The 26,087-nt window shown below is 42.5% G+C and carries 20 protein-coding genes and 1 other RNA gene; 9 read left to right on the plus strand and 12 right to left on the minus strand.

The features are described 5' to 3' along the window. The first annotated feature begins 76 nt into the window (after nt 1-76). Nucleotides 77-1,276: a zinc metallochaperone GTPase ZigA gene (gene zigA, locus VOI46_RS11095; protein ID WP_004586950.1), complete on the plus strand. Its 1,200-nt coding sequence runs from the start codon at nt 77-79 to the stop codon at nt 1,274-1,276. Continuing rightward, the gene (locus VOI46_RS11100; RefSeq protein WP_324738007.1) at nt 1,276-1,965 is read left to right on the plus strand and encodes a DUF1826 domain-containing protein; all 690 of its coding nucleotides are present in this window, start codon (nt 1,276-1,278) and stop codon (nt 1,963-1,965) included. Before zigA ends, VOI46_RS11100 begins: the two co-directional genes overlap by 1 nt. A gap of 26 nt (nt 1,966-1,991) precedes the next feature. On the opposite strand, the gene VOI46_RS11105 is transcribed toward VOI46_RS11100, so the two are convergent. The 4 genes from VOI46_RS11105 to VOI46_RS11120 form a co-directional block, all read right to left on the minus strand. Further along, complete coding sequence (locus VOI46_RS11105) at nt 1,992-4,751, minus strand: response regulator (RefSeq protein ID WP_324738008.1); 2,760 nt, start codon at nt 4,749-4,751, stop codon at nt 1,992-1,994. Between the two features lie 183 nt (nt 4,752-4,934). Beyond that, complete coding sequence (locus VOI46_RS11110; RefSeq protein ID WP_324738009.1) at nt 4,935-5,168, minus strand: hypothetical protein; 234 nt, start codon at nt 5,166-5,168, stop codon at nt 4,935-4,937. Between the two features lie 144 nt (nt 5,169-5,312). Further along, nucleotides 5,313-5,409: signal recognition particle sRNA small type (gene ffs / locus VOI46_RS11115), an RNA gene on the minus strand. A 138-nt stretch (nt 5,410-5,547) separates the two neighbouring features. Beyond that, nucleotides 5,548-6,423: a DUF3014 domain-containing protein gene (locus tag VOI46_RS11120; RefSeq protein WP_324738010.1), complete on the minus strand. Its 876-nt coding sequence runs from the start codon at nt 6,421-6,423 to the stop codon at nt 5,548-5,550. A gap of 222 nt (nt 6,424-6,645) precedes the next feature. Here VOI46_RS11120 and VOI46_RS11125 point away from each other — a divergent pair, with 222 nt between their 5' ends. After that, on the plus strand, nt 6,646-7,791 hold the full coding sequence (locus tag VOI46_RS11125; RefSeq protein WP_004586945.1) for a patatin-like phospholipase family protein: 1,146 nt from the start codon (nt 6,646-6,648) through the stop codon (nt 7,789-7,791). Nucleotides 7,792-7,919: 128 nt separating this feature from the next. Here VOI46_RS11125 and VOI46_RS11130 read toward each other — a convergent pair whose 3' ends face one another. Then, nucleotides 7,920-9,893, minus strand: a complete 1,974-nt coding sequence (locus VOI46_RS11130; protein ID WP_324738011.1) for a monovalent cation:proton antiporter-2 (CPA2) family protein — start codon at nt 9,891-9,893, stop codon at nt 7,920-7,922. Nucleotides 9,894-10,026: 133 nt separating this feature from the next. On the opposite strand from VOI46_RS11130, the gene VOI46_RS11135 reads away from it, so the two are divergent. Then, complete coding sequence (locus VOI46_RS11135) at nt 10,027-10,923, plus strand: GGDEF domain-containing protein (protein WP_004586943.1); 897 nt, start codon at nt 10,027-10,029, stop codon at nt 10,921-10,923. A 67-nt stretch (nt 10,924-10,990) separates the two neighbouring features. On the opposite strand, the gene VOI46_RS11140 is transcribed toward VOI46_RS11135, so the two are convergent. From VOI46_RS11140 to lpxB, 6 genes are all read right to left on the minus strand, one after another. Continuing rightward, nucleotides 10,991-11,329, minus strand: coding sequence for a hypothetical protein (locus tag VOI46_RS11140; RefSeq protein ID WP_004586942.1), 339 nt, complete (start codon nt 11,327-11,329; stop codon nt 10,991-10,993). Next, nucleotides 11,330-12,634, minus strand: coding sequence for a tRNA lysidine(34) synthetase TilS (gene tilS, locus VOI46_RS11145; RefSeq protein WP_324738012.1), 1,305 nt, complete (start codon nt 12,632-12,634; stop codon nt 11,330-11,332). It lies immediately after the preceding gene. A gap of 91 nt (nt 12,635-12,725) precedes the next feature. Beyond that, nucleotides 12,726-13,682: an acetyl-CoA carboxylase carboxyl transferase subunit alpha gene (gene accA / locus VOI46_RS11150; RefSeq protein ID WP_004586940.1), complete on the minus strand. Its 957-nt coding sequence runs from the start codon at nt 13,680-13,682 to the stop codon at nt 12,726-12,728. Between the two features lie 16 nt (nt 13,683-13,698). Beyond that, nucleotides 13,699-17,190, minus strand: a complete 3,492-nt coding sequence (gene dnaE / locus VOI46_RS11155; RefSeq protein ID WP_054983466.1) for a DNA polymerase III subunit alpha — start codon at nt 17,188-17,190, stop codon at nt 13,699-13,701. Between the two features lie 3 nt (nt 17,191-17,193). Next, nucleotides 17,194-17,796 (minus strand): ribonuclease HII, encoded by a 603-nt coding sequence (gene rnhB, locus VOI46_RS11160; protein WP_024033823.1) that lies wholly within the window; start codon nt 17,794-17,796, stop codon nt 17,194-17,196. Then, nucleotides 17,786-18,943, minus strand: coding sequence for a lipid-A-disaccharide synthase (gene lpxB, locus VOI46_RS11165; RefSeq protein WP_324738013.1), 1,158 nt, complete (start codon nt 18,941-18,943; stop codon nt 17,786-17,788). Before lpxB ends, rnhB begins: the two co-directional genes overlap by 11 nt. Nucleotides 18,944-19,234: 291 nt before the next feature. Here lpxB and VOI46_RS11170 point away from each other — a divergent pair, with 291 nt between their 5' ends. The 5 genes from VOI46_RS11170 to cydC are packed head-to-tail and all read left to right on the plus strand — an operon-like array spanning nt 19,235 to nt 25,628. Next, nucleotides 19,235-20,818, plus strand: a complete 1,584-nt coding sequence (locus VOI46_RS11170; protein WP_004586936.1) for a cytochrome ubiquinol oxidase subunit I — start codon at nt 19,235-19,237, stop codon at nt 20,816-20,818. Continuing rightward, on the plus strand, nt 20,815-21,954 hold the full coding sequence (gene cydB, locus VOI46_RS11175; RefSeq protein WP_096739322.1) for a cytochrome d ubiquinol oxidase subunit II: 1,140 nt from the start codon (nt 20,815-20,817) through the stop codon (nt 21,952-21,954). The genes VOI46_RS11170 and cydB overlap by 4 nt, the downstream gene beginning before the upstream one ends. Before the next feature lie 12 nt (nt 21,955-21,966). Then, nucleotides 21,967-22,131: a cytochrome bd-I oxidase subunit CydX gene (gene cydX / locus VOI46_RS11180; protein ID WP_004586934.1), complete on the plus strand. Its 165-nt coding sequence runs from the start codon at nt 21,967-21,969 to the stop codon at nt 22,129-22,131. Next, nucleotides 22,121-23,893 (plus strand): thiol reductant ABC exporter subunit CydD, encoded by a 1,773-nt coding sequence (cydD, locus tag VOI46_RS11185; protein ID WP_324738014.1) that lies wholly within the window; start codon nt 22,121-22,123, stop codon nt 23,891-23,893. The genes cydX and cydD overlap by 11 nt, the downstream gene beginning before the upstream one ends. Beyond that, nucleotides 23,886-25,628 carry a thiol reductant ABC exporter subunit CydC gene (gene cydC, locus VOI46_RS11190; RefSeq protein WP_004586932.1) on the plus strand — a complete coding sequence of 581 codons (1,743 nt, stop codon included), beginning with the start codon at nt 23,886-23,888 and terminating at the stop codon, nt 25,626-25,628. Before cydD ends, cydC begins: the two co-directional genes overlap by 8 nt. On the opposite strand, the gene VOI46_RS11195 is transcribed toward cydC, so the two are convergent. Then, nucleotides 25,611-26,003: a septal ring lytic transglycosylase RlpA family protein gene (locus tag VOI46_RS11195; RefSeq protein WP_004586931.1), complete on the minus strand. Its 393-nt coding sequence runs from the start codon at nt 26,001-26,003 to the stop codon at nt 25,611-25,613. The two genes, cydC and VOI46_RS11195, sit on opposite strands and share 18 nt — an antisense overlap. Nucleotides 26,004-26,087 lie beyond the last annotated feature (84 nt).

Here is a 26,087-nt window from a genome sequence, read left to right on the forward strand (position 1 = left end):
AAGTCATGCTAGTGCTAGAAAATTTAATTGATACAATATAACATACCAATAAATACCTATTAGTAAGTAAAATTAAATGATCAATAAACTGCCCGTCACAGTGTTATCAGGCTTTTTAGGCGCTGGTAAAACAACCGTACTTAGCCATATTCTTAATAACCGACTAGGAAAAAAAGTGGCTGTTATAGTCAACGATATGAGCGACATAAACATAGATGCAGCCACAATTAAAAACGATGTGTCGCTCAATCACAGCAACGAAAAACTCGTCGAAATGAGCAATGGTTGTATTTGCTGCACCCTACGAGAAGATTTACTTGTTGAAGTGGGCAAACTTGCCAAAGATGGCCGTTTTGATTATCTCGTCATTGAATCAACAGGTATTTCAGAGCCTCTACCGGTTGCCGAAACATTTACCTTTGCCGACGAAAACGGTGTTTCTCTTGGTGATGTTGCCACCCTCGATACCATGGTAACCGTGGTTGATGCGGTTAACTTTTTAACCGACTACGAACAAGCAAACGATTTACAAGATACTGGCGAATCGTTAGGAGAAGACGACGAGCGAAGCGTGGCTGACCTACTTATTGATCAAGTTGAATTTGCCGACGTTATTTTAATTAGCAAAACTGATTTAGTCACCAATGAACAGCTCAATAAGCTTATTGCCATTTTAAATACGCTTAATACTCAAGCTAAAATGATTCCTATATCAAACGGCAATATTAATATTAACGAAGTGCTCAACACGGGCTTATTTAATTTTGCACGCGCCCAACAAGCGCCGGGTTGGCTTAAAGAAATGCGTGGTGAACACATTCCCGAAACCGAAGAGTATGGTATTAGCAGCTTTAATTATACGGCGCGCCGCCCATTTAACCCTGAAAAGTTTTATCACTTTTTGCACAACACCGAGCAATTTGGCCAGCTCATTCGCTCTAAAGGGTATTTTTGGCTCGCAACGCGCCCTTTATTTTGCGCGCAGTGGAGCCAAGCAGGCGGTATAGCTCATTACGGGTTTGCTGGCATGTTTTATAAAGCAATTCCTAAAAAAGACTGGCCCACAGAGCCCGAGCTACTTGCTGATATAAACAGTAAATGGGTAGAGCCCTTTGGTGATATGCGTCAAGAACTTGTATTTATTGGTCAGTCGTTAAATAAACAAGCCATGATTGAGGCGCTTGATGACTGCCTACTGCCAGAAGAAGCTGTGCTTAAAGGTAAAGATTTTTGGAAAACCTATAACGACCCGTTTCCTATTTGGGAGGAAGTGTAGTGAATGCCCTAGCTCCAATAACGGTGCAAATAAAACCCACTGAGCAACTTCACCGAAGTGCAGCCAAAGACAGTAACGCCAATGTATTGCCACACATTTATGACCAAAACACTAACATCGTTATTTGGCAAAGAGACCTTGAACAAGTATTAACAAATGCCGTTAATACACTCATTAGCACTAATGCTATAAAACCACTTGAGCTTGCGGTATCTCCCGATGATGCGTTTGATAAGTTAGTTACTGCACTTAAACCAGATGATAATAACCGCGATGAAATTGATGCGCTGTGTAAAGACATAGCATTATTAGTTGAAATGTTTTGCTGCCTATTTGACTTAAAACGCGCCGGTTTAAGGCTAAAAATATTAGATAAACCTATGTGCCCGTGCTTTCATGTAGACAAAATTCCGTGCCGATTAGTGACAACTTACCAAGGCATTGCAACGCAGTGGTTAAATCACAGCGATGTAGACCGCTCAAAGCTTGGAACTGGTAATTTAGGTAAGCCCGATGAAGAGTCTGGCTTATTTAAAAGCCTAAATAATATTAATCAGCTAAATCAAGGGGATGTTGCGCTACTTAAAGGCGAGTACTGGGATGAAAACGAAGGCGCAGGGCTTGTACATCGCTCGCCACCGGTGGCTGCAAACGAGCAACGCTTGTTGCTCACCCTCGATTTTATTTAAAGTTTGTTATGGTGATAAACGCTGCACTAATGGGCGTTTATCACCCTCGCGATTACTTCGTACAACCCTTGTGTATTTACCGGTTTAGATACAAAGTCATCCATGCCTACACTCAAACAGCGCTGCTTATCATCTTCATAGGCGTTTGCGGTAATAGCAACAATGGGCACATGTGCCTTTGTGTTTACCTCGTTAGCCCGTATTGTTTGGGTGCACTCGTAGCCATCCATATTAGGCATTTGGCAATCCATTAAAATTAAATCAAAGCGATTACCTTCAAGTACTTTTAGCGCTTCTATGCCATCGGTTGCCATCACTAAGTTTACCTTTGTAGGCTCTAGCATTTTTGCAATTACTTGGCGGTTAATGGGGTTATCTTCAACCAGTAAAAGTGTTTTATCGCTTAAATTAGGCAACGACTTCGGCTGTTTAACGGGCTCTGGTTTGTTGGACTGTGCTTTAGGTGCACTTACGTAAAATTTAAGTACGCTGCCTTTGCCTGGTTCGCTGTTGAGGGTAATTTCACCCTGCATTTTTTTAATTAACCCTTGGCTAATTGCTAAACCTAACCCTGTGCCACCATACTTACGTGCCACACCTACATCTGCTTGCGTAAACTCACTAAATAACAACGACTGCTGATCTTTTTCAATACCAATGCCGCTATCGGCTACGCTTATTAAAAGTTGCTCGTTTTCGTAATCAAACGATAAACGTACAAAACCACGCTCGGTAAACTTATACGCATTAGATAGCAAGTTAATAATGACTTGGTTTAAACGTAGGTCGTCTACTTTTACGCAATCTGGCAGCCTGTCGCTTTGACTAACAATAAACTCGACGTGATCAGAACTTACAATGGGAGAAAACAACGACTTTATATTGGCAATAAACGGCGCTAGGTTAGTCGCCCGAGGGCTAATTTCCATGGCGTTGGCTTCTATTTTAGAAAAATCTAAAATATCGTTTAAAATTTTCAGTAAATTTTGTGCGCTTTTTTGCTGCGTATTTAACAGCTCCCGCTGCTCATCGGTTAATGAATTATCGCGCAATAAAACCTCTCCCATGCCTAAAATACCGTTCATAGGGGTGCGTAGCTCGTGGCTCATATTGGCTAAAAATTGCGACTTAGCAACATTGGCTAAATTAGCCCTATTTACCGCTTTTTTAAGCTCTGTGGTTTGCTCTGCTACTTTGCCCTCTAGCTGCTGATTAAATTCGCTCAGCTGGGTATTTAACCCTTGGTTTCTGATATTAGAGGCTTGTAGGTTTTCTATAGAACGCTGAAGCGCATTAGCCAGTAATTCAAATTGCTGTTGCAGTTGCAATACCTCATGCCAGCTTGAGTCTGTATTAAACTTATGTGTTTTGGTTTTACCAAAGCTTTGCATTAGCGTAGTTAAGCTAGTGATTGGCTGCACTAATAAATTAGCAAGTTGGTGTATAAAAATAACCACCATAAGCATCAATAGCGCACTTAACAAAATAGTGGGTAGCCAAGCTTTTGCCACCGACATACTTAAATGTTTACGATTATAAAAGGTAATAACTTGCCAGTGATTTTGTGGATCAATGTACCTAGAGCTGTGGTACACCTCGTTTTTGCTTGAACGAAATAGGTTTTTATCACCTAAATTACTGGTATTAAAGCCCTCCCCGTTAAAATGGCTCAGTATTTTAAATTCATCAAGGGAGCTAAATACCACTTTTTGCTGCGCATCTAGCACCACTAAATCGCCCGTGTACTCAAATAAGTTAGGTATAAACCGCTCTAAGCGGTCTAACTTTAACGAGCCCTCTACCACACCATAAAACGTATTGTTACGGTATATAGGTGCCGACAGCGCCACAATGGCCTCGTTACCTAGGCCGCGACCTTGAAACACGCCACTGGTATAACCCTGAGGGAACTGCTGAGCTTGAGTAAAGTATGCTCGGTCTTTAACACTACGCTGCGCAAGGCTAAGCCCCTCTATTAAATCGCTGGGCGAGCTAAGCTCTACAAAGCCATCTGGGTTTGCATACAAGCTGGTTGTAAAGCCTGGAAATAACGACATTAATCGTTTGAGCTGCACATCGCTTGCAGTGCCCGCACTTATTGCGTCGCTACTCATAACAATGGCGTTTTTATGAAATGCTAAATAATCATTTAATTGCGTGCTAATAGACTCGGCTTTTTCTTTTAGTTGAGCGTTTACTTCATACTCTAAGCGCGCATGATGATCGTTTACTAAAATTACACTGGTTAGCAATACCACTAAAATAATAATGACACTAACCACATAGCTTAAAATTTTTGCCAGTGGCCTACCCTGATACGCACGGCTAGCGTAAGGTACAAATACACTAACCAAATCAACCACCGCCAAGCTTATTAGCGCGTTAATTAAGTACTTTGATATCGCTACTATTAGCGTTAACCAGGCCAAGCCAATAACAAATTGGCCTATAACCCATACAAAGGGTAAACCTATACATAGCCAAAATACGCTACCCAGAGGAAGAATAGGTTTAGAGCGGCGTAAGCAAAAAGCATAAAGCCAACAAAGCTCGAGTAAATACACAATACTCGGCCAACAATGGCCCCACCTATAAAGTAAAAAACCAGAAACAATAGCAAGGCTTAGGCACGCGTAACGCAGCCCAGTAAATACTAAACTGCATAAAACAAACAATTGCCCAAACAAAAATTCGGAGCTGTCGAAAAAATACAATGGCGAGAGATTTACTAACCCGCCTAATAACCCTAATAAAACAGCGAGTGTCCACTTACTTCTTTGCGGCATTAATCAACCTTGGGGCACCTTGTTAACATTTTACATGTTAAAATTAATGTAATTTTTACATTATTACGTACAAGGCACGGGTTGTCTAGCAGCAATAAAACAGGAACAGGTAAACATTACCCCCTGTCAAAAAGCGTGTTATGTGTTTTTACACTTACTCTTTTTATGACTGCCGCTTAAATTTTACTTAACATCCTTAAGCATAGGCTTAGCATTTGCGATTGCTAAATAGGCATTAGCTAACACTTCTGGAGCTGCGCAATAATCTACATCGAGTATTACTGTTGAAACATTTAGTGACTGTAATTTATTGCCAAGCTCAGCAGATGTGAGTTTTGCTTTGGCGTTGCTAAATAAGTAATTTGATTTTTTTACATAAATAGTGAATGTTTCATCTGCTAGTGCAGTAAACGGCAATAATAAAAACAGTGTGAATGTAAAAATGAGGTAGAGCGGTAATAGTGGAAAATCGACACTCGTGATACTAAATATCTAACGGTGTTACTAAGGAATAATTTAAAAAGAATGTATTTTCACCCAAATGAGGAATTTGGGTGGCAGTCTTACCAGCCACATCTCGGCACACACGTCACAAACTGTGGCTGCTCCCTTCCGGGCCTGACCAGGTTCGCCTGCTAGTGTTGCGAGAGGACCAATAAGACTACCATTGAGGGCCTTGGTTGGCGCGGGAAAGATTATCTCTACTTTTGGTGTGTTATTCAAGGGATAATCAAAAAAGAAAGTGCGATTGCATACTTCATATACAATCGCGGTTAAAAACAGCCTTTAATGCCTATTAATTACTCTCTAACTCGGCTTTAACTTTACGCAGTGCTGCTTTTACTTTTTTCATATTTTCTGGGCCCATACGTAACAGCTGTTTTTGTGCAGCTGGTAATTGCTCCCATTCAGAAAACGCATACTGATAAGTAACCGAGTCACGCAGTAGCGGTAACTCGCCTTCTGGCTCCGGTGTATCAAGTAATAACTCAATAGCATCTTCTAGCGTTTGATTAAATTCATCATCGCCGTAACCAATTTCACTGTACGCGTTGTTAATTAATGGCTTGTATTGCTCGTACATACGCACAGCTTGGGCGGCGCTCATGCTCGTAAATACTTTTACATACGGTGTATAGCGCTCGTAGCTGTTAGGGTCAATTGTTAAAATGTCCCCTTCGTTTACGCTAAATTCTTCTTCGGGTTTAACCACTGGCGTGTGCTTTTTAGCAATTTTGCCTTTAGCTATGTTGTCTATAAATACGACGCCACGGCGAATTACATCGTCGGTTACCATTAGGCTCATTACCGAGTCGCTTAAGTATTCATCCATTTTGGCAACCACTACGGTGTCGCTTTCATCAAGCGTTGGTAATGGCTCTACAACCGGCTCTGGCTCAGCTGGGCGTTGAGCAGGTACGCTAAGATCCGCTGGCTTTTCAGGCTTAACTGATGGCGCATCTACCACAGGGTCGTTCTCTGGCTTTAGCTCCATCACTGGCTGTTCTTTTGGTGTTTGCTCTACCTCTGTGCGAGTTTCTGGCTCGTCAGTGGGCGATAACAGGACGAACGCAGCGGCACACACTAAAATAATTAAAATAATAACGGCGAATAAAAAATTGTTTTTAGGCGGACGTTTTTGAACATCTGACGCTTCTGGTTTATCTGACATACAAACTCCATAAATTTAAATGCATATTACTCAGAGTACGCTGAGTGGAAAAAATTCACTATCGGTAATCACTATTACTTTAAATATAGGCTTTACAACATAAACCTACACTTACTAATTAGAACAACGAGCCATAGTAACTCAGTTATTCTTTGATTCTTCTAGCTTAAAGACTTAAAGTTGATAAATAAAGAAAAGACGTTAAGCAGTTCAAAAACCACTATGAAAATCCAGCAAGTTGACCCACATAAACCTAAAATAGCCCTATTACTTACAGGTGGTGGCGCTCGCGCTGCTTATCAAGTGGGCGTGCTTAAAGCGCTTGCTCATAGTATGCCTCGCACTGCGCCTTTGCCATTTAGAATTATTAACGGCACTTCTGCAGGCGCGATTAATTCTGCAGCTTTGGCCTGTTATGCCTCGTGTGCGCATTTGGCCGTGCGTAAACTTGAGTCTGTTTGGAAAAACTTTTCAACGTCTATGGTCTACAAAAGCGACTTTTTAAGTGTATTTGGCCATATTGCGCGCAATATTTTAACCAGTTTTCAGTCTGAACACATAAACCACCCACCCGGCAGTTTGCTGAATAACCGCCCTTTGCGCGGTTTATTAAACGAAATTTTAGACCTGCACCGCATTGAACGTAATTTACATCGCAATTATTTAGAAGCGATTTCTATTACCGCTTCAAGCTATACAACCGGTGACTCTGTTGCGTTTTTTCAGTCAAACACACAAACACCTTGGCAACGCGCCAAACGCGAAGGTCGCCCTATGCGCATTAACGTTGAGCATTTAATGGCATCAAGTGCTATTCCTATGGTGTTTCCGAGTGTTAATGTATTTAACCACTATTTTGGCGATGGCTCTATTCACCAGCTTTCACCGCTTAGCCCGTCTATTCATTTAGGGGCCGAAAAAATATTTATTATTGGGGTGGACCAACCAAAAGAGTCGCATCCGGCGGGTTACTCGCCCCACTACCCTGGGCTTTCTGCGGTTGCAGGGCATTTACTCGATAGTGTATTTAGCGACACCATGCAAGCCGACCTTGAGCGCCTTGAGCGTGTAAATCGCACTTTAGGGCTGCTTCCGGCGCGCGACAAACACCAAGAGCTGAAACAAATAGAAACCTGTATTATTAATCCATCAAAAAACTTTAACGATATTGCCGCGCAATACTACAGTGATATGCCGTGGGCAATTAAGTTGCTGCTGCGCACAATTGGGGTAAAAAAGCACTCGCAATCGAGTTTAACCAGCTATTTGTTGTTTGAAAAACGCTACACTCAGCACCTAATTCAAATTGGCTATGAAGATGGCATGAAAAAACTACCCGAAATACGCCAATTTTTAGAGCTCGACTAGCTAATGTTGGCCTTGAAACCTGTTATTTAATCGCAGAGCAAGCTTTGAAACCAACTGAGCTGTATAACTACCTCTGTGTTATTTTACTAACTTGCATCTATGTCAGTAAAAAACATCAAATGCATTTTTTATTCAAGCCCATCGAGTAGGTAATGCTCTACTCGCTCTACCCGCCTAGGCTTACCTTGCAATACCAGTACATCGTTTGCGCACAATGTGGTGCTGGTTAATGGGTCGTCTATTTCTTGCCCCTCTCGGCGCAAAGCTTTTACAGTCACGCGGCGTTTAGATAAGTTAAGCTCATCTATTGTTTTATCCACCGCATAGGCTTGATCTGGCAACGCAACTACGTGTAAATATTCTAAGCGCTCAGAAGAGGTTTCTTCGTTATCTTTAAAGTAACCGGCGTAAAAACTTTGCATAAGCGGGTAGCGATTACGGCGTTCTTTACTAACACGGCGCACAATACGTGTCATCGGTACACCCGACATCGACAACACATGTGAAACCAACATTAAGCTTGCCTCTAACGACTCAGGCACCACCTCAGTAACACCCAACTCTTTTAAGTTGTTTAATTGGCTGTCGTCGCGGGTTCTTATTAGTATTTTAACGTTGGGTGCAAGCTGCTTTATGGCGTCTATTACCACGTGTGCATGCTCAAGCTCTGTAAAGGTAATAATCACTAGGCGTGCTCGCTCTACCCCTGCGCACTTTAAAATATCTTTTTGTTTTACATAGCCAAATATTACTGGCTCACCTGCGGCTTTGCCCTCTTGTACTAAAATAGGGTTACTTTCTATGGCAACGTAATCTATGGCTTCGGGTTTTAAAAATCGCGCTATAGTTTGTCCTACGCGTGAAAAGCCACAAATAACCACGTGATCGTTATATAAGGTGCTACTTTTAGGCTCGCTCTCCCTCGCCATACTGGGGTGATCTAAAATACCTAATTGCTTTAAAATTAGTGGGGTTTTATCAATTAAAAACGGGGTTAGCGCCATCGATAGCACCCCTAAGGCAATTAAAAACGAGGCTTGCTCTGAATTGAGCAACTCATGCTGACTTGCCAAAGCAATAAGCACAAACCCAAATTCTCCCATTTGCCACAGCATAACCCCGCAGGCTAGCGAGTCTTGATTGCGCTCATGCATTAATCTGGCACTGAATGCCAGCACGGTAATTTTTAATATTAACAAGCCAAATAACGCGCCAATAATTACAAAACCATGTGAAAGCACAAATAAAATATCGAGCTGCATCCCCACAGTTACAAAAAACAGCCCCATTAAAATATCGCGAAATGGCCTAATATCGGCCTCTAGTTGATGTCGGTAATGGCTCTCTCCTAGCATCATGCCGGCTAAAAATGCCCCAAGCGCCATTGATAAACCAAACATGTAAGTTAAAAAGCCGGCAAATAACGCCACCAAAATTGTGGTAAGTACAAACAGCTCATCGGTTCGTACCTGCGCTATTTCTTTAAACACCTTAGGCAGCACCCATTTACCAATCGCCCACAGTAATAAGCACACAAACGCGCCTTTTGTAAGCGCAAATGCCAGCGCCCAACTAATACTTTGCGAATCGCTTGAGGCAAACAATGGCAAAATAATAAGTAGGGGCACAACGGCAATATCTTGAAACAGTAATACGCCCACCGCCAGCTGCCCACGGCGCTGGTTTAGCTCGCCAGTTTCTTTTAATAGCTTAACCACCACCGCGGTTGAAGAAAGCGCCATAATTGTGCCAATGGTAAAGCTAGTGAGTAAGCTAAAATTTAAGCAATATAAAATAATAATGAAGAGCAAGCTGGTAACACCAACTTGTAACGAGCCCAGTCCAAACACAATATTGCGCATGGCCATTAGCCGCGATATAGAAAATTCGAGCCCTAAACTAAACAATAAAAATACGATGCCCAGCTCAGCAATAAACTCAATTTCGTGAGATTGAGCAAGCCAACCAATGCCATGGCTGCCCGCTAAAACGCCTGTTGCTAAATACGCCAAAATAGGCGGCAAACCAATGCGCTTAAAAAACCATACAAAAAGCACCGCCGCCACTAACAAGCCAAAAATTTGAGCGTTTATACTTTGCAAATTCGGCCTCCAGCGTCAATTAAACTACGGAATGAACTTTAAATATAGCAACCATATGTTTATCAAGCAATTTTAAAATATGGCATAAAAATAGCTTAGTTATTGCAAAGTAACACCCTGGGGGAAGATTTTAATGGAAAATGTCCATATTTTGACACAACGCGTGTCTGGGCGCGGCGATTTTTTGCCGTTTTCAGCAGAGCAAACACACACAAACGAAACAGCGGCAACGCACGATTTAGTTACCGAGCTACAAACAAGCCTAGTAATAGAAGATGTGTTGGCTATTTATGCAAAATTTGCCAAACAGCTACTTAACTTTTCAGGGCTGCAGTTTCAATCAACGCTCGGCACTGCACAAACCTCAGATAGCAACACGAACACTAGCCCGTATTCTTACGATTTAGCTATTGGTCGCGAGCACTTAGGACAGCTAATTTACTTTAGCCAATACCCTATTAGTAAAGCGATTGAAAACAAATTACGTGCTTTGCACAGCGCCCTTGTGTACCCACTACGTAACGCAATGATGTACAGCCGAGTGTTAAAACTTGCCACAAAAGATGCGCTCACTGGGTTGAATAACCGTAGCCAATTTAATGACATGTTATCGCAAAAGCTCGAAAACTGCCGCCGTTACCAGCGCCCTTTTAGTTTAATGCTGCTTGATTTAGATAACTTTAAGCAAGTAAACGACAACTATGGTCATAAAGTAGGTGACGATGTTTTAAAAGAGTTTTCGCAGGTACTTTGTAGCAGTATACGCGGTACCGACTCCGTGTTTAGATTTGGTGGCGATGAGTTTTCGCTGATTATTGAAGACACCGAGTTTACAACAAACAAAGTGGTTGCTGAGCGCATTATGCACTTAGTCAGAAACTCAAGTTTAATGTCTAAATACAAAGTAACCACCAGCATTGGCTTTACCCTAGCCAATAGCCAAGATTGCGAAACAGCAATATTTGCTAGAGCCGATAAAGGCTTATATAAGGCAAAAGCCTCTGGGCGCAACTGTGCAAAAGCATATTAGTATTTATATAACTGTATTATTTATAAAAGCTTAGCTTCCCCCGCTGAGCTTTTTTATTACTGTTTAATTATTTATTAGCCAGTAATTTATAAACAAACAAGGCCGCACAAAAGCCAAAAAAGAAGCCGCTCACTAAATTAAGCAATGCTGTTATGCTTGCAAGCGGGGTAAATAACACTAAAACCAATGGTAAACTTACGCCTAAAATAAAAAATAACCCGCCTTTACCTAACCAGTAGGCAAGCAGTAATACCGCCGATACCACCCCGCCCACAACGGCATAACCTAATGTAATAATATTAAGCTCTAATAATACATTGGCTATAACAGCAACTAACGCTGTTATTAACATACCCATCGGCGCTTTGCTAACTAGCGATAAGCCTACATGTGGCTGATCTTTCATTTATTTACACTCCCAAAAAATGCCGTTTTCGTCTTGGTGTTTTTCACTTACAAAATAACCAACAACTTGCACAAGCTCGTCGTTATAAAATATTAAAGGTACGCGCTCCCTTAACCACGGGGCTACTTTTGCATCTTTAAACCAGTGTTTAAGCGTATTGCTGCCTGGCTTTTTTAACGGCTTTATACGCGCACTATTACAATTAAAGCGCACGGTGACTTGCTCGTTTGGCAGTGGGGCACGTAGGCCTTTACCTTGTTGCTTTATTAAAACGCGCCCATCATCAAGCGCTAGCTCATTGCTCGTTAGCGCTTCATCGGCTAATAATATGTGTGGTGTAACAAAATACAAATACCCTTGATGGCGTCGTATTTGCCCCTCGCTTAAATCAACTTGCATTTGCGCATCAGCCTGCGCATTTATGGCTTGGTTAATTATTTGCAAAAGCTGCTTTTGAGAGGGCATTACTTGGGTAAATAAGCTAAGCCATGCACGAACCACATTGGTTATGCGCACGTTGCTGTAGCTGGTTAGTTGGCTAACGCTCAGTGCTTGATGGGCATTTACGCTTTGTTTTAAATCAAGTTCAGTGTACTCATCAAGTAGCGTTTGTTGTTGCTGTAGTAACTCAATGCTGCGCCCAGCACAATGTTCAAAACCTTTAAAGCGCTTTGCAAGTAAAGGCACTACACGTGCACGTAAAAAGTTACGATCAAAACGCTCATCGGTATTTGAGTCATCAGTTATGTGCGTAATATTAAACTCTGTGGCAAAGTGCTCTATATCACTGCGCGTTATGTTTAAAAGCGGCCTGTAGCATATTCGCCCGCTTTGTAGTTCACGCATTTTTTGCATTGCGCCTAACCCTTTTAAGCCAGATCCGCGCTTTAACCGCAGTAAAAACGTTTCTATTTGATCGTTTATATGCTGACCCAGCAAAATAACACTGCCCGCGGGGCTTAGCTCATCAAGTGCTTTGTAACGCGCCTCACGTGCCTGCGCTTCAAGGCTTGTTCGTGTTTGCGGGTTTATTGTTACCTGCGCGGCATTAAACGGTACATTTAGCTCAGCGCACAAGTTTAGGCAAAAGCGCTGCCAGTCATTCGCGTATTGGCTTAAACCATGATTAACATAAATCGCGTTTACGTTTAGCTTTGGTTGCGCTTGTTTTAATAAGTGCATTACATGAAGCAATACCACCGAATCCACGCCACCCGAAAGCGCCACCGTAAAGTTATATTGCTGGTGCTTAAAAAAGTGCTCAAGGGCGTGTTTAACGTGCTGATAAATAGGTGATGCTTGCATGGATACGCTATAAATTTAATGTTTGCAGTATTTTAAAACAAAAAAGCCGCATAAGCGGCCTTTTTTAACAATAAATGCGTTGGTTAGCTAATTAGCAGTAACCAAACGACATTAAACGTTTGTAACGTTGATCAAGCATGTCTTCAAGCGATAGCGCTTGTAAGTCAGCAAGGTCACGTTTTAAACGTGTTTTCAAGTTACGTGCCATTGCATCGTAATTGCGGTGTGCGCCGCCTAAAGGCTCTTCAACTAAGTTATTAATTAAATCAAGCTCTTTAACGCGCTCAGCAGTTACACCCATTGCTTCTGCGGCAAGTGGTGCTTTATCGGCGCTTTTCCATAAAATTGAAGCACAGCCTTCTGGCGAAATTACTGAGTACGTGCTGTATTGCAACATGTTAACTCTGTCGCCAACACCAATGGCTAATGCACCACCAGAGCCGCCTTCGCCAATAACCGTACAAATTGTGGGTACTTTAAGTGCCGCCATTACTTTTAGGTTACGTGCAATTGCCTCAGACTGACCGCGCTCTTCAGCGCCCACACCTGGGTATGCCCCTGGGGTGTCGATAAAGGTCATAATTGGCATTTTAAAACGCTCGGCCATTTCCATTAAACGTAGCGCTTTGCGGTAGCCTTCTGGTTTTGGCATACCAAAGTTACGTTTAATTTTTTCAGCTGTATCGCGCCCTTTTTGCTGACCAATCACCATTACTGGTTCGCCATCTAAACGTGCAACACCGCCTAAAATAGCCGGATCGTTAGCAAAAGTACGATCGCCTGCAAACTCGTCAAATTCCGTGAAAATGCGCTCGATATAATCTCGAGTGTAAGGACGCAACGGATGACGCGCTAACTGCGATACTTGCCAAGCGCCTAAATTTGAGAATATTTCCTCTTTTTGCTTAGCGCTTTTTTCTTTTAATTTGCTGACTTCCTCTTCTAACTCAAGGTCTAATTCGCCAGCGCGGCTTATGCTTTGTAATTCTTCAATTTTTGCTTCTAATTCTGCAATCGGAAGCTCAAAATCAAGATAATTGAGGCTCATGCTCTAAACTACCTAATCAGTTAAATTCTAGTTCTACATCTTGTGCCGCCATGAGTGATAACTTATGAATTAAGTCGTCGCTCGGCGTAACACACCATTCGATCCCTAGGGTTAATTGAGCCAACGCATCGGGGCGCTGGTAATAAACCTTGATCGGACACGTTCCCATTTTATAAGGTTCGAGTACTTTTTGTAATTTATCGAAGAAACCTGCCTCGATTTGCACCATGTTCAGCGTCATTTTAATCGCTTTAATGCGTTTTTCACGCGCTTGAGCAATGGTGTTTATTTCTCTGGCGGTCATTGTAATGCCACCGGAGAAGTTATCAAAGCTGACCTGTCCAGATATTACCAAGATATTGTTTACTTGAAGCATTTCTTGGTACATTTCGAACTGTTCAGGAAACAAGCGTACATCAATACGGGCGCTCTTGTCATCTAAAGTTATTAAGCCCCAACGATTTCCTTTTTTATTAATTAAGGTCCGCGCTGAAATAACTAAACCCGCCGCCGTAGAGAGTACATCACGATTTGTTGGCTGTAAATCCACCAGCTTGCCGCTGGTGTAATGTCTAAGTTCACGACGATACTGATTTATCGGATGCCCTGTTAAATAAAGGCCTAGCGTGTCTTTTTCGCCATCAAGCCATTGGTTATCGGTAAGCGGTGTGGCTTTAATAAAGGCTTGCTCAACTTCATCAGGCTCAGTGGCCAGTAAGCCAAATAAATCGCTTTGCCCAAGTTGCTCAGCTTTGTTGTGCTGATCGGCAGCGCGCATGGCATCTTTTAAACTTGCCAGTAATGTTGCACGCCCTGCTTGGGTTTTCTCTGGCCCGAGTTGATCAAGTGCACCGGCGTAAATTAATTTTTCGGTCACACGTTTATTTAAGCGTTTTAAATCTACACGGGCACAAAAATCAAATAAATCTTTAAATGGGCCGCCTTTTGCGCGCGCTTCTAAAATAGCCTCTACCGGCGCTTCACCTACACCTTTAATAGCACCAATACCGTAAACAATTTCACCTTGCAGGTTTACCGTAAATTTAAATTCTCCGGCGTTTACATCAGGCGGTAATAAGGTGAGCTTCATGTTTTCACATTCATCCACCAAGATTACTATTTTGTCGGTGTTATCCATATCGGCCGACATTACCGCAGCCATAAATTCTGCCGGATGGTGCGTTTTCATCCACAGCGTTTGGTACGAAACCAGTGCATACGCTGCCGAGTGAGATTTATTAAAACCATAACCTGCGAATTTTTCTACCAGGTCGAAAATTTTAATCGCCAGTTCGCCGTCTATACCATTATTGCGTGCACCTTCTTCAAAGGTTGAACGCTGTTTAGCCATTTCTTCGGGTTTTTTCTTACCCATTGCACGACGTAGCATATCGGCGCCACCAAGCGTATAGCCTGCTAGTACTTGGGCAATTTGCATTACTTGTTCTTGGTACAAAATAATGCCGTAAGTAGGCTCAAGTATGGGCTTTAAGCTTTCGTGTTGGTATTGGGCATCTGGGTATGAAATTTCTTCTCGGCCAAGCTTACGGTCGATGAAGTTATCTACCATGCCTGATTGCAGTGGGCCTGGGCGGAACAAGGCTACCAATGCAATCATATCTTCAAAGCAATCGGGCTTTAATCGGCGTACGAGGTCTTTCATGCCGCGCGATTCTAGCTGGAATACCGCGGTTGTTTCGGCGCGCAGTAATAGCTCTATACTTTTTTTATCATCCAGTGGAATGGTATTTATATCAACGGGCGCTTTGCCTTCGCGCTTCATGCGCTCGTTGGTCATATCCACAGCCCACTGCAAAATGGTCAATGTACGTAAGCCCAAGAAATCGAACTTAACTAGGCCTGCGGTTTCTACGTCGTTTTTATCAAACTGTGTTACCGGAAACTTACCTTCGTCATCGCAATAAAGTGCAGCAAAGTCGGTAATGGTCGTCGGCGATATTACAACACCACCGGCGTGTTTACCGGCATTACGTGTACACCCTTCGAGGATGCGACACATATCGATTAAATCTTTTACCTCTGAGTCGCCATCGTAGGCTTCTTGTAAACGCGGCTCTACTTCAAACGCTTTGGCAAGCGTCATCCCGGGATCCCCTGGGATCAGCTTAGAAATACGATCAACAAAACCATAAGGGTGGCCAAGTACACGGCCTACATCGCGTATTACCGCTTTTGCAGCCATGGTACCAAAGGTAATAATTTGTGATACCGCGTCCCGCCCATACAATGCCGATACATGGTCAATTACCTCATCACGCCTGTCCATACAAAAATCGACATCGAAATCGGGCATTGATACACGTTCAGGGTTTAAGAATCGCTCAAAGAGTAGGTCAAATTCAAGCGGATCAAGGTCGGTAATTTTTAGGGCATATGCCACTAATGAACCCGCACCCGAACCACGCCCTGGCCCCACTGGAATATTGTTATCTTTACTCCACTGAATAAACTCCATTACGATTAAGAAGTAGCCTGGGAAACCCATTTGGTTAATTACACCAAGCTCTACTTTTAAGCGCTCGTCGTATTCGCCTCGTTTTTCTTGTCGCTCTTGTTCATCAGGGAATAAAAACTGCAGGCGCTCTTCAAGTCCATCTTCTGAAACCTTAACTAAAAAGTCTTCAATTTTTAACGAGCCGGTTGGGTAATCAGGCAAAAAGTAAGTGCCTAGTTGCACCGTCACGTTACAGCGTTTGGCTATTTCTACCGTATTTTGCAGCGCTTCAGGGATATCGCTAAATAGCTCTGCCATTTGCTCAGGCGTTTTTAGGTATTGCTCTTGTGAGAACCGTTTAGGGCGGCGTTTGTCATCAAGGGTGTAACCGTCAAAAATAGCCACACGAATTTCGTGCGCTTCAAAATTTTCGGGCTTTAAAAAAACCACTTCGTTTGTGGCAACAACGGGCAGCTGCTCTTTTGCTGCAAGCTCTACCGCCATATGCAGGTAGTCTTCTTCAAGCGGACGGTCGGTGCGAATAAGCTCTAAATAGTAATGATCGCTAAAATGCTGCTTATAAAAGCTCACTACAGATTCAATAACGCCTGGGTTATTTTTTAATAAGGCTTTACCTAAGTCACCATCTTTTGCGCCTGAGAGAATAATAAGCCCTTCTTTGTGCTTAACTAGCCATTCTCGGTCAATCACTGGGCGATGAAATATATGCCCGCGTTGGTAAGCTTCAGATATTAATAAGGTAATATTTTTATAACCGTCGTTGTTTTTAGCTAGCAACGTAATACGGCTTGGCTCATCTGGAAACTCTGGGCTGCGCAACCAAAAATCGGCTCCCACTATGGGTTTAATACCGGCACTGTGAGTTGCGCCATAAAAACGCACTAAACCACAAAAGTTCATTTGATCGGTAATTGCCAGCGCGGGCATTTCAAGCTCTTGCGCTTTAGCAACAATAGGCTTGGTTTTAGCTAAGCCATCGACCATTGAAAAGTCTGAGTGAACCCGTAAATGTACAAAATCTGGAGCAGCCATTATTTATGCCTCGCCCTTTGCTTGCATTAGCACACGTTGTACCGGCTTAAAGCTTTTACGGTGCTCATCAATAGCGCCGTATTGCTCAAGCGCTGCAAAATGTGCTTTAGTTGGGTACCCTTTGTGCCCTGCAAACCCGTATTGCGGGTAGCGAGTATCAAGCTCAAGCATTTCATCATCACGCGCTACTTTGGCTAAAATAGAGGCTGCTGAAATTTCAGCCACTAAACTATCGCCTTTAACAACTGCTTGAGCCGGCATAGCTAATTTAGGTAAGCGGTTACCATCTACAAATACAAACTCTGGTTGCGTACTTAACCCCTCAACTGCACGTGTCATTGCAAGCATAGTTGCATGCAAAATGTTTAACTCGTCAATTTCTGTTGGGCTACAACGACCAATGGCATAACACAGCGCTTTTTGTTTTATTTCTATAGCCAGTGCTTGGCGCTTTTTGTCGGTTAGCTTTTTAGAGTCAGCTAAACCTGCAATAGGATTCGCTGGGTCAAGTATTACCGCAGCGGTAACAACATCGCCGACAAGCGGGCCACGCCCTACTTCATCTACACCGGCAATTAAGGTTACGTTGGGTCGTTCAATTTGCATTTATTAACTCCGCCACAGCCTTGGCTGCTTGTTTGCTGGCATTTAATCTAATTTTTTCGTGGATGGCTAAAAAGCGTGCTTTTAGTTCTTTATTATCGGTATTTAGCATAGGCGTAAGTGCGCCCATTAAATTAGCCACGTTACATTCACTTTGTAAAAACTCCGGCACTAGCTCTTCATCGGCTAATAAGTTTGGCAGTGAAAAATATTTAATATTAAAGGTAAACAAGGTTTTAAAAATCCAATAGCTCATTGGCTTAATTTTATAACCCACCACCATAGGCTTTTTATACAGCATGCCTTCAAGCGTTGCTGTGCCTGATGCAAGTAAAATGGCATCAGCTGCTTGCATGGCTAGTTTTGACTGACCATCGAGTAGGTTTACATTTAAATTTGGTGCAGTGGCATTTAAAATCTCACTAAATTGCGCTTTGCGTTTTTCGTTAACCAGCGGCACCACTATTTTAAGGTCTGGGTTTTGCGCTTGTAACTGCGCAGCTGTATTTATATAGGTTTCGCTGAGTAAGCCTACTTCTGAGCCACGGCTACCTGGCAGTAAAGCCAGTACTTTGTCGTCGGTATTTAGGCCAAGTTCTTGGCGAGCTTGGCTATCGTCGTGCTCAAGCGCTATATCGTCAGCTAAGGTGTGTCCTACAAATGTACACGGTACTTGGTGCTTATCGTAAAATTCTTTTTCAAATGGCAGCAAAGCAAGCACTAAATTTGTGGCAGCACTAATGGTATGAATGCGTTTTTCGCGCCACGCCCAAACCGACGGGCTTACGTATTGAATGGTTTTAATACCGGCATCTTTTAAAGGCTTTTCTACGCGTAGGTTAAAATCGGGCGCATCAATACCTATAAATACATCGGGTGGGTTATCTTTAAAGTGCTGCACCAGCTGCTTACGTATTTTAAGTAAACGCGGTAAACGCCCTAATACTTCAACCAGCCCCATTACCGAGAGCTCGTCCATGTCGTAAAGCGTTTTACAGCCTTGCGCCTGCATTTTTGGCCCTGCAATGCCTTCAAATATGGCATCTGGAAAGTGCGTTTTAAGTGCTTTAATTAAGCCTTCGCCTAAAATATCGCCCGACAGCTCACCTGCCACAATACCAATACGTAGTTGTTTTTTCTCTTTATTCATTCGACTTTATTTATCAGGCGTTCATAGCGGTTAGTTTACCGTGTTTTAATGTTTGGTTAAACGCTTTAAATTAACGATTATTTGTAACTAATTTAGTACCAAACGATTGTTTGTATTTCATACTGATGTAGCATGGTGAATATATATTAACTTTTTCTAATATGTTTATTGACAAAAATTGTGCAAACGTAAATAATATTCCAAACTTTCAGTAATTACTGAAAGTTCATTAATTTTAACTTTGCCAATTATTAATTGCCTTGTTAACCCGTCACCCTCAAGGAGCCAAAAATGATAGATGAAACCTTTGTGGATCTATCGCGATTACAGTTTGCTGTTACCGCACTCTTCCATTTCTTATTCGTACCTTTAACCATAGGTATGACCTGGATTTTAGTTATTATGGAATCGGTTTATGTTATGACCGGTCGCGAAATTTATCGTGATATGACTAAGTTTTGGGGAAAATTGTTTGGTATTAACTTTGCTATTGGGGTGGCAACGGGCCTGACCATGGAGTTTGAGTTTGGTACTAACTGGTCTTATTACTCGCATTACGTAGGCGATGTATTTGGCGCCCCGCTCGCTATTGAAGGCTTAATGGCATTCTTTTTAGAATCGACCTTTGTGGGTATGTTCTTTTTAGGCTGGGATAGGTTAACTAAACGCCAACATTTGGGCGCTACATTTTTAATGGCGCTAGGTACTAATATGTCGGCGCTGTGGATATTAATAGCTAACGGGTGGATGCAAAACCCAGTAGGGGCAGAGTTTAACTATCAAACCATGCGTATGGAAATGACCAGCTTTGCAGAGCTTGTATTTAACCCTGTAGCGCAGGTTAAGTTTATTCATACGGTATCGGCAGGTTACGTAGCCGCTTCTATGTTTGTACTGGGCATTAGTAGCTGGTACATATTAAAAGGCCGTGATTTAGCCTTTGCTAAGCGCTCGTTCTCTGTGGCATCGGGCTTTGGTTTAGCATCAATACTGTGTGTTATTTTATTAGGTGACGAATCAGGCTACGAAGTAGGCGAAGTTCAAAAAGTAAAACTAGCAACAATAGAAGCTGAGTGGCATACAGAAGAGGCCCCTGCTGCGTTTACCGCGCTTGGTTTTCCTGACTCAGATGAGCAGGTAACTCATGCAGCAGTAAAAATACCTTACGCACTGGGTATTATTGCTACCCGCTCTTTAGATGAGCAAGTTATTGGTATTTCTGATTTAGAGAAAAAACACGAGGTACGCATTCGTAACGGAATGATAGCGTACGAATACCTCCAAAAGCTAAGAAATGGCGATGACAGCGAAGAAAACATAGCTAAATTTGATTCTCTTAAAGCCGATTTAGGTTATGGCTTGCTGCTTAAGCGCTATACCCCCAATGTAGTAGATGCCACAGAAGAGCACATTCAAATGGCAGTTAAAGACTCGTTCCCTAAAGTGGGGCCTATGTTTTGGTCATTTAGGATTATGGTGGCCTGTGGTGTAGCTATGCTGGCCGTATTTGTATTGGCATTTTATTACAACGCACACCGTATTATTGAGCAAAAACGTTGGCTACTGTGGGCTGCAGTATTAAGTATTCCGCTACCATGGATTGCAATAGAATTTGGTTGGATCGTTGCTGAATATGGTCGCCAGCCTTGGGCTATATCAGAAATATTACCGACCTTTTTAGCCACCTCGTCACTCACGGTAAACGATATTTTGATTAGCTTAACTGGGTTTATTATTTTTTACACTGGCCTTGCCATTGTAGAAGGTTGGTTAATGGTGCGTTTTATTAAACAAGGCCCAAGCTCGTTACATACAGGTAAGTATCACTTTGAGTTACCAAACAAAGCAGATAAAGACGCAGGAGAGCAATTATGATTTTTGATTATGAAACATTAAAAATGCTGTGGTGGTTGCTCATTGGCGTACTGCTAATAGGCTTTGCAATTACCGATGGCATGGATATGGGCGTAGCGATGCTGCTTCGCCTAGTTGGTAAAACAGACTCAGAGCGCCGCACGGTAATCAACACCATTGGCGCCCACTGGGACGGTAACCAAGTATGGTTTATTACCGCAGGCGGCGCTTTATTTGCAGCGTGGCCTATGGTGTATGCCGCTGCATTTTCGGGTTTTTACTTTGCCATGATGCTGGTCTTGTTTGCGCTATTTTTTAGACCTTTAGGTTTTGATTACCGCTCAAAAATAGACTCTAAACGCTGGCGTAATAACTGGGATTGGGGCTTATTTGCAGGCAGCGCCATTCCGGCTTTAGTATTTGGTGTGGCATTTGGTAACTTATTTTTAGGTGTACCGTTTAATATTGATAACTTACTGCGTGTAAGTTACCAAGGCTCGTTTTTTGGCTTACTCAACCCATTTGGCCTACTGGCAGGTTTAATTAGTATCACCATGTTAATTGCCCATGCAGGCATGTGGCTACAACTGCGCACAGCAGATGCCGTTGCAGCGCGCTCAGCGCAATATGGCCGCTACGCATTAGTGGTATTTATTGTACTGTTTGCGGCTGCTGGTTTTTGGGTGGCAAACATAAATGGCTACCAAATTGTTTCTATGCCTGATACGCAAAGCCATGCAGATCCGTTGGCAAAAGTTGTAAGCACAGCGCAAGGTGCGTGGCTTAATAATTACAGCGAGCGTCCATGGACAATGACCTTCCCTATTTTAGGCTTTGTTATGGCACTCAGTGCTTTACTGTTCTCTAAACTAAACAAGCCAGCGCTTGGGCTTATTTCAACCAGCATTATGTTAATTGGCGTTATTATGACGGCGGGTGTGTCGCTGTTCCCATTTATTATGCCATCTGTTAATAACCCAGATATTAGCTTAACTATTTGGGATGCGGTGTCGAGCCACAGAACGCTTAATATTATGTTTGTTGCTGTTGTTATATTTATTCCGTTAATTTTGGCCTACACCACCTGGTGTTACGTAAAAATGTGGCGCAGAGTAACGGTAGACGAAATTGAAAACAACACGCACGGTAGCTACTAAGGAGACTAAATTATGTGGTATTTCGCTTGGATTTTAGGTGTACTTTTAGCCTGTACCTTAGGTGTTATAAATGTAATGTGGTACGAGTTTCATCAAAATAAAAACAGCATAGCTGATGATGAACAACCGATGCACGATTTACTAAACGAAGCTAACAACACAAAAGATGACGACTAATCCCCGACCAAATCGCGCGCAGCAGCAATCTCTGCGCGCTTTTTTAAAGCGGCAAAGTAAGCCTGCGGGTGCATGGTTAAAGTTAAGTATTGCACTGGGCACATTTAACGCTATTTTAATGATTGCAGGCGCCTATTTAGTGGCACAAACTATTCATAACGTAATGTTTGAAGGTGCAAGCCTTAGCCAAGTAACCCACTTACTTTGGCCACTTACGGGTATTATTTTACTCAGAGCCCTGTTTTTAGCTATCAGTGAAAGGCTCAGTGCTTATGCGGCACTTAAAATAAAGTCGGCTATGCGCCAAACCTTATTGACCAAATTAACGCAACTTGGCCCAAGTTATATTGAACAACACGGCCAAGGAGCAACGCTCAACACCGTGCACGATGGCGTTGAAGCACTGCACGACTACTACGCTAAATACTTGCCTGGCGTTGCTTATAGCGCGCTTATTCCGCTGGCAATATTGATGGTTATTTTTCCAACCGACTATAAAGCAGGCTTAATATTTTTATTAACCGCCCCGCTTATTCCGTTTTTTATGATTTTGGTGGGCTCAAAGGCCGAGGCGTTAAATCAAAAAAGATGGCAGCAACTAGCCGTACTAGGTAATTACTTTTTTGACCGCGTACAAGGTTTAACACAACTTAAATTGTTTAACGCAACACAAAAAGAGCTTAAACAAATAGCCAAAATTTCTGATGACTTTAGGCACGCTACACTCGGTGTGTTAAAAATTGCCTTTTTATCATCATTTGCGCTGGAATTTTTAGCCACAATTAGTGTGGCGCTGGTGGCGGTAATCATTGGTTTTAGACTGTTTTTTGGCACGCTTGATTTTGCAACCGGCTTTGTTGTTTTACTACTTGCCCCAGAATTTTACTTACCACTGCGCCAATTAGGCAGCCACTACCATGCCCGCTTGCAAGGTATAAGCGCAGCGGCCGATATGGTCACTATTTTAAATGCCCCACTTCCTGAGCAATCACAGCAACATGAAACAAAGTTTGAGGAGCATATAAGCTCAATAAACATAAACAACTTAAACTTTACCTACCCAAACAGTAACGAAGGCATAAAAAATATAAACCTTACGCTACCCGCTAAAGGATTAGTGGCAGTAGTAGGTGCTAGTGGCTCAGGTAAAAGTACTTTATTTGATTGTTTATTAGGGTTTCATCCGCAGGTGATTGAACAAATAAGCATTAATAATAAACCACTTGATGCTACAAGCATTAGCACATTACAAAACGCAATTGCGTGGATCCCACAAACCCCAACGCTTTTTTACCAAAGCATTAGCGATAACATAAAAATAGCCAAGCCAGCCGCTACGCAACTAGAGCTTGAGCAAGCCGCACACCAAGCGGGCGCCTTAGATTTTATAAAGACGTTAGAGAATGGGTTCGACACCCTGATAGGTGAGCAAGGTGAAGGGCTCTCTGGCGGTCAAAAGCAGCGTATAGCCCTCGCGCGGGCGTTTTTAAAACAAGCGCCTATTTTAGTGCTTGACGAACCGACAGCCCACCTTGATAGCCAAACCGAGCAGCTTATTCAGCAGGCTATAAATAATTACGCTAAAAACCACTTAGTGTTGGTCATTGCCCACCGGCTAAATACAGTCAAAAACGCAAGCAATATCCTTGTTATGCAAAATGGCGAAATAGCACAGCAAGGTACTTACAGCCAACTTGAGCAACAACAAGGCGCATTTAAATCACTCCTTAATTTACAAGCGCAAGGAGCAAACAATGACTAATTTTATAAGGCTATTAAAGCTTTGCCGCCCGCATTATAAAGCCATGCTACTGGGTACTTTTTTAGCAACGCTAACGGTACTTGCAAACGTGGGCTTATTAGCTATATCGGGGTGGTTTTTAGCCTCAATGGCGGCAGCGGGTATCGCAGGCGTACAAATGAATTACTTTACACCTGCAGGAACCATTCGATTTTTAGCGATTGTACGAACTGCATCACGCTATGGTGAGCGCTTAGTAACACATAACGCGACGTTTTTATTACTTAGTGAAATACGCGTTAATATGTTTGCCACGCTAAGTAAGCTAAACAATGTAGATTTAGCAATGAGCCGCAGCGCCGATTTAGTTAACCGCTTACAAAATGACGTGGATGCGCTTGATAAGTTTTACTTAAACATATTACTGCCAATGCTGGTAGCGCTGTTGAGTGTGCCCATAATTATGGTGTTTATGGCGGCTTATAACGCCAATGTTGCGCTTATTTGTTTTATAGGCATTTTATTAATTGGTGTTGTTTTACCTGCGCTGTTAAGTGCTAAATTAAATAAAAATAGCCATAAAGAAACACAGCTCAGTGCACAACTTAGAGCTGAGCTTTCTGACACCCTAACCGGCCTTAGAGAGCTGAGTATTTATCAGGCACGTGCTGGGCAAATTTCAAAATGTAATGAACTAAATGAGCAATATAACCAACAACTTTATAGTCGCCATAAAGCACTCGCAAATAGCGACGGTTTAAGTTTGCTGGTTGTGCAGCTAGCTATGCTTGGCGCCATAGTCACTATTGTGCCTTTGGTTTACAGCGGCGCTATGGTAAATGTTGAGCTTGCTATGTTAAGCCTATTTGTATTAGCAAGCTTTGAAACTGTATTGCTGTTGCCAAATGCATTTATAGAGCTGCCCACTGTACTCAAAGCCGCTGAGCGGCTATTTACACTGGAAGATAAAGTCACAGCGCAAGAAGCTAATAGCGCTGAGTTAATTGAGATGCAGTTTGATAAAAACAATACAACTTTGGCGCTTAATAACATTGGCTATAAATACCAGGAGCACAGTGCTTTAACTAATATCAGCTTTACCCTTAAAGCACAGCAAAAAGTAGCGATTGTAGGCAGAAGCGGCAGTGGTAAAAGCACCTTGGTTAATTTACTCACAGGGTTATGGCCAGTGCAGCAAGGCAGTATTAGGCTAAGCGATGAAAATAACGCAGAAGAACTCCACGCACTAAGCAGCAACACCCGCGCAAGCGTTATTAATATACTCGCGCAGCAGCATCATATTTTTGATGGCACATTAAGTGAAAACTTACGCTATGCAAAGCCAAGCGCCACAAAAGAAGAAATGCTTGAAGCCATTAACCTTGCACAGCTAAAACCTTGGTTTAATGAGCTACAAGATGGATTAAAAACCCGTTTAGGCACAGGTGGGAGAAGTGTTTCTCAAGGCCAATCAAGGCGCATAGCCATTGCGCAAGCTTTATTACAAAACCCAGCTATTTTAGTCCTTGATGAGCCTACAGAAGGGCTTGATAACCAATCTAAGCAAACGGTAATGAGCGCTATTATGCAGGTAATGAGTAACGCAAGCGTACTTACCATTACCCACGACCCTGCTCTTTTAGCGCAAATGGATAACATTATTTGGCTAGAAAATGGCAGCCTTGTAGCGCAAGGCACTCATAAAGAGCTTAGCGAAACATATACCGATTATGTTGCCTTAACTACTCGGTTCTAATACGCTGATTGATACATCTATAACGCCGACTTTAGGGTCGGCAATTTTTTTAAACATACCTAACGATAAATCAATAACCCGCCCTCTAACGTACGGGCCTCTATCGTTTATTCGCACGATCACCGATTTGTTATTTGCCAAGTTTGTAACCTTCACTTTTGTACCAAAGGGTAATTCTAAATGCGCAGCAGTGGATGCGTTTTGGCTAAATGTTTCGCCGTTTGCTGTTGTGCGACCATGGTATTTATTAGCGTAATAAGAGGCTTTACCTAACTGAGTACGCTCGCCATTAGTAGAGGTAACTATAGGTTGGCTGCTACACGCAGCTAAAATTGATAAAAAACTGAGGGTAAAAATTAACTTAGTAAAAGACATAGATGCGCTTTAATTATAAAAATTCGCGCAAAGGTTAACCTTACGTGGCTGAGTGTGTACTGAATTAAAATATTTTATAGGCAA

It is taken from the genome of Pseudoalteromonas sp. CuT4-3, assembly GCF_035666335.1.
Lineage (GTDB): Bacteria > Pseudomonadota > Gammaproteobacteria > Enterobacterales > Alteromonadaceae > Pseudoalteromonas > Pseudoalteromonas atlantica.